The organism is Rhodococcus sp. ENV425 (genome assembly GCF_002887785.1).
Classification (GTDB): Bacteria; Actinomycetota; Actinomycetes; order Mycobacteriales; family Mycobacteriaceae; genus Rhodococcus; species Rhodococcus aetherivorans.
Genome location: NZ_PCZU01000134.1, coordinates 1 through 3,429, shown reverse-complemented (window position 1 = coordinate 3,429; position 3,429 = coordinate 1). Strand labels below are relative to the sequence as shown.

4 protein-coding genes are annotated in these 3,429 nt (G+C 71.9%); 2 read left to right on the top strand and 2 right to left on the bottom strand.

The window, feature by feature from the left end; genetic code table 11:
* Together CQZ88_RS10580 and CQZ88_RS10575 are read right to left on the bottom strand one after the other, a co-directional pair.
* A partial coding sequence (locus tag CQZ88_RS10580) for a DUF6542 domain-containing protein (RefSeq protein WP_374703819.1) occupies positions 1–368 on the bottom strand: 368 nt, incomplete at its 3' end.
* Positions 369–421: 53 nt separating this feature from the next.
* Positions 422–1,585 carry a DNA recombination protein RmuC gene (locus CQZ88_RS10575; RefSeq protein WP_029542241.1) on the bottom strand — a complete coding sequence of 388 codons (1,164 nt, stop codon included), beginning with the start codon at positions 1,583–1,585 and terminating at the stop codon, positions 422–424.
* Between the two features lie 84 nt (positions 1,586–1,669).
* Between CQZ88_RS10575 and CQZ88_RS10570 the strand changes: the two genes are divergently transcribed.
* Positions 1,670–2,845, top strand: coding sequence for an exonuclease SbcCD subunit D (locus CQZ88_RS10570; protein ID WP_006932915.1), 1,176 nt, complete (start codon positions 1,670–1,672; stop codon positions 2,843–2,845).
* The coding region (locus tag CQZ88_RS10565; RefSeq protein WP_146034295.1) for an AAA family ATPase at positions 2,842–3,429 on the top strand (588 nt) is incomplete at its 3' end. The genes CQZ88_RS10570 and CQZ88_RS10565, both read left to right, overlap by 4 nt.

Genomic DNA, 3,429 nt, shown 5'->3' with positions numbered 1-3,429 from the left:
ACCAGGACCGCCACCGTGGCGGTGAGCATCACGGGGAAGCGGTTCACCAGCGGATACGCGACGTTGAGCGCCAGATCCTTCAGGCCGCCGCCGCCGGATTCGACGAGGAACTCCTGCGCGATCGGGACGGCGACGAGGAGCAGCAGCGGCGGCTGCGCCATCGCCGTGAACAGCGCCCGGTGCTGCACGGCCGCCACCGCCGCGATGCATCCGAGCACGTAGAACGCGGAGAACGCCGAGCCGAGCTCGTTACCGCGTGCCGCGTCGATGAGGAAGCCGAGCAGGGTCGAGCCCGCCGCGACGAGGATCGCGCCCCACCACGGGACGCCAGGCACAGTGGGCGCCACCGACCGCATGTCGAGCGGCACCGCCGAGCGAGCACGTTGCGTTGCAGACACATGTCGACACTAGACCCATCGGGTCAACTTGCTTCGTCGACAGGACCGCCGGACTCGGAGATGTCGGTCGGAGTCGTGCGGCGCGGCCACGCGTCGACCGGTCGCACCTCCGGATGCTCGCCGTCGAAGATCTCCAGTTCGCTCAGCTTCCGCGCCGTCACCGCCACCCGGGATTCCATCGACGCGACGGTCAGATTGAACGAGTCGACGGCCTTGCCCAGCTGGGATCCGAGCCGATCGAGGTGCCCCCCGACGACGCCGATCCGCTGGTACAGCTCCCGGCCGAGCTGGTGGATCGTCGCGGCCTCCTTCGACAGGGCCTCCTGCCGCCACGTGTGCGCGATGGTGCGCAGCAGCGCGACGAGGGTGGTAGGTGTGGCCAGGATCACGTTCCGGGCGAACGCGTACTCGAGCAGCTCCGAATCCGCGGCCAGCGCCGCATCGAGGAACGGGTCGCCGGGGACGAACAGCACCACGAACTCGGGCGTCGGATCGAACGACTCCCAGTAGGCCTTCGCCGAGAGCTGATCGATATGCGTGCGCACCTGGCGGGCGTGCCGCACCAGGTGCTGGTCCCGCCGGGCGACGTCCTCCTCCTGGGCGGCGTCGAGATAGGCGGCGAACGGCACCTTCGCATCCACGACGATCTGCTTGCCGCCGGCGAGATACACCAGCAGATCCGGGCGCACCCCGTCCTTGGCGACCTGGGTGTCGAAGTCACAGTGCCGCACCATCCCGGCGAGCTCGACCACGCGTTCGAGCTGGATCTCGCCCCATCGTCCGCGCACCTGCGGGGCGCGCAGGGCCGTCACCAGCTGCTGCGTCTGCGTCGAGAGCAGCTGCGAGGCGCGGTGCATGCCCTCGACCTGCTCGGTCAGGCCGGCGTAGGCGTGCACCCGGTTCCGCTCGACGTGCTCCACCTGCCGCGCGAGGGCTCCCACCGCCTCCTGCAACGGCCCGACGAGACGTGAGACCTGCTCGCCGATCGCACCGGAATGCCGGCGGGCGGAATCCTCGCTCACGGCACCGAGCGCCTGCCGCAGTTGCGCTTCGTTCTCGCGCAGGGCCGCGAGCTGGGCCTCCGCCCGCGCGGCGCGGTCGCCGCTGCGCGCGGCGTGCAGCAACCAGCCGAGAACCGCGCCGAGTGCGAGGGCGGCGAGCAACGCGAGTGCCGTGAGTGCCGTCATGGTGCGCATGATGCCCGAGACGACCGACAGGCTCACCCGGACCGGGAGATGCCGTGTCGGTGCGCTGCTCTACGGTCTGACGGCATGCGGATCCTGCACACCTCGGACTGGCACATCGGCCGCACCTTCCACGGCGTGGACCTGTTGTCCGACCAGGCGCAGGCCCTCGCTGCCCTCGCCGACCTCGTCGCCGAGCGGCGCGTCGACGTGGTGGTGGTGGCCGGCGACGTCTACGACCGGTCCATCCCGAGCGCGGATGCCGTCGCGGTGTGCAACGCGGGACTCGAGGCGATCCGCCGGGCCGGCGCCGTCATCGTCGCGACGTCCGGCAACCACGACTCGCCCGTCCGTCTCGGCGCCGCCGCGGCATTCGCCGCCGAGGGCGGGCTGCACCTGATCACCCGGGTCTCCCAGGTCGACCGGCCCGTCCTGCTCGACGACGCCCACGGCACCGTCGCCTTCTACGGCATCCCCTATCTGGAGCCGGAGATCACCCGCGCCGAACTGGGGGTGCCCGAGGCCCGCTCGCACGCGGAGATCCTCGGGGCGGCGATGGACCGGGTCCGCGCCGACGCGCGCGCCCGCGGCGTTCGCGCAGTGGTGCTCGCCCACGCCTTCGTCGTCGGCGCCGAGGCCGCCGGCTCCGAACGGTCGATCTCGGTCGGCGGCGTCGAAACCGTCCCGGCGTCGGCGTTCGACGGCGTCGACTACGTCGCGCTCGGTCACCTCCACTCCCCACAGACCGTCGCCGAGCACATCCGCTACTCGGGCTCGCCGCTGCCGTACTCGTTCGGCGAACGCACCCACCGCAAGGCCGTGTGGCTCGTCGATCTGGACGCCACCGGGCGGGCGGCCGTCGAGCGCGTCGACCTGCCGGTCGTGCGGGGCCTGAGCCGTCTCACCGGCGTCCTCGACGACCTGCTCACCGACGTCGCGCACACCGGGGCGGAAGACCACTACGTCTCGGCCGTCCTCACCGACGCCGTGCGCCCCCTCGACGCGATGCGTCGGCTGCAGTCCCGTTTCCCCCGTGCCCTCCACGTCGAGTGGGAACCGCCCGTCGCGGCATCGACCGTCACCTACCGGCAGAAGGTGCGCGGCCGAAGCGACCTCGACGTCACCCGCGGATTCCTGGCCGATGTGCGATCGGAGCCGTCCGAGCGGGAGCTGCGCTGGGTGCAGCAGGCGCTGCGCGACGTCGACCGTGCCGCGGGCGTCGGGACCGAGCAGACCGTCGCACCGGGGGAGGCGTCCGCGTGAGGCTGCACCAGCTGGAGATCACCGCGTTCGGGCCGTTCGCCGACACCGTGCGGGTGGACTTCGACGAGCTCGGCGCGGACGGGCTGTTCCTGCTGCACGGCCGCACCGGCGCCGGCAAGACCTCCATTCTCGACGCGGTGGCGTTCGCCCTGTACGGCACGGTGCCCGGAGCCCGCGCCGACGGACGCCGGCTGCTGTCGGACCACGCCCCCGCCGGCACCGCACCGCAGGTGAGTCTCGAGGCGACCATCGCGGGCCGGCGGCTGCGGATCGTGCGCAGCCCCGACTACGAGCGCCCGAAGCTGCGCGGGACCGGGACCGTCAAGCAGAATGCCAAGGCGAGCCTGACCTGGCTCGACGGCTCGGGCGAGCACCTCTCGCGGCTGCCCGACATCGGGGAGGCCGTCCGGCGCCTGCTCGGGATGAGTGCCGAGCAGTTCTTCCAGGTGGTGCTGCTGCCGCAGGGCGAGTTCGCGAAGTTCCTGCGCGCCGACAGCGAGGACCGCGGCAAGCTGCTCGAGCGGCTGTTCGACACCACGCGATTCGGCTCCGTCGAGCGCTGGTTCAAGGACCGCCGCAGCACC

Excerpts from the sequence above, each read along its gene's own strand:
- CQZ88_RS10575 (WP_029542241.1), bottom strand. The coding sequence starts at position 1,585 with ATGACGGCACTCACGGCACTCGCGTTGCTCGCCGCCCTCGCACTCGGC.
- CQZ88_RS10570 (WP_006932915.1), top strand. The coding sequence starts at position 1,670 with ATGCGGATCCTGCACACCTCGGACTGGCACATCGGCCGCACCTTCCAC.